Source organism: Longicatena sp. 210702-DFI.1.196 (assembly GCF_020563125.1).
Classification (GTDB): Bacteria; Bacillota_I; Bacilli_A; order Erysipelotrichales; family Erysipelotrichaceae; genus Longicatena; species Longicatena caecimuris.
The window spans coordinates 1-1,752 of sequence record NZ_JAJCPX010000078.1; the positions used below are offsets into that span (position 1 = coordinate 1).

Consider the following 1,752-nt stretch of genomic DNA (forward strand, 5'->3'; position numbering starts at 1 on the left):
AGATTATGATGAGTATTTTTGCAGGTATATTGTCGATATCTTGTATGACGTTGCCATTGGATGTGGAAAATACAACATTAGGGCTGTTAAAAGTAAGTGCGGCAGAAGATGATGGATATCAAGTTGTTGACTTTGATGCTTCAGATAGTATGGAAGGTGCAGTTGTTACGAAAAATGGTAGCCTTTATATGTGGGGACGTAATACGGATGGCGAAGTAGGGGACAATACGACGACTGCCAAACATGTGCCAACGCGCATTATGGGAGATGTCAAGGCGGTTGAAAAAAAAGAAAGGTCAACCGTTATTTTAAAAACAGATGGAAGTATATATACTAATGGATCAAATCGATATGGAGATTTGGGCATTTCAGCATCTTGGGATACTAAGAAACTTACACCAACTAAAATTATGAGTGATGTAAAAACCTATATACCGGGATCGGATTGTGCTGCTATAAAGAAAAATGGCGATCTGTATACATGGGGCGGTGATTCTTTATCTGCGATGACGGGCCAAGGAAGTAAAACGAGCACACCACCTAAAAAATTAATAAGTAATGCTGTGAAGTATAAAAGTTATAAATATTATACCGGTGCTTTATCTGCAACGAGCAATTTATACCTATGGGGAACTGGTGAAAATGGTCAGATGAAATTAGATAATGTGGCAGACTTTGACATAAAAGATCATTTCTGGGGTGTTTTAAAAAATAATGGTGATTTATTCTTATGGGGAGATAATTCTAATGGGCAAATCAGTAATGGAACGAATACGAAACAAGCCACACCAGTAAAAGTCATGAGTGATGTAGAGTCTTTTTGCATAAACGACAATCGTTCTGCCGCTATTAAAAAAGATGGATCTCTTTATATGTGGGGTGAAAACTTTTATGGTGAAATTGGTAATGGAAATGATATGGAATATGAAGTAACGAAGCCAGTAAAGATCATGGATAATGTAAAATCGGTTTCTTTATTTCAAAATATTACGGCAGTGATTACAAAAGATGATGACTTATATATGTTTGGTAATAATAATGACAGCTTAATAGGGAATGGGCAAACAATGGGAAATCAAAAAAAGCCGGTTAAAATATTATCAAACATTGCATCTATTGAGTTATCGATTAATAACGGTCTTGCTTTATTGAAAAACGGAGAAGTTTACACATGGGGATTTAATTATTTTGGACAATTAGGAAATGGAACCAAGACGGATTCTACTAAGCCAATAAAAGTTTTAACAAATGTCAAAAAAGCTAAATTAGTAGACAACTCTGTTTTAGCGTTGATGTATACAGGTGAGCTTTATGCGTGGGGTGAAAATGTAGGATATTTATTGGGGAATACAGGCTCTGTATCTACACCAAGTAAAATCGTACTGCCGAAAGTCAAAAGTCTTTCACAAGCAACAATGAGTAGTATCAATTCTGTGACCTATACAGGGAAAGAAATAAAACCTTCTGTCACTGTAAAATACGGTGACAAGGTCTTGCTGAATAATACGGATTATACAATCGCATATAAGAATAATACAAATGCCGGTAACGCATCGGTTATCATAACAGGAAAAGGAAACTTTACAGGCAGCATATCAAAAAGTTTTGTGATAAAGAAACGAAGCATTGAAAAGTTTTCATGTTCTATGGGAAGTAAATATTCCTATTCAGGTGGACAAATCAAACCATCCATCACCATAAAAGATGGCACAAAAACTTTAAAAAATGGAACAGATTATACAGTATCTTATG

Annotated in this window: 1 protein-coding gene; it reads left to right on the top strand. The window is 35.3% G+C overall.

Going from position 1 to position 1,752, the window contains the following annotated elements; translation table 11 throughout:
• Positions 1–2: 2 nt before the first annotated feature.
• A partial coding sequence (locus LI241_RS15425) for a preprotein translocase subunit TatA (protein WP_226897169.1) occupies positions 3–1,752 on the top strand: 1,750 nt, incomplete at its 3' end.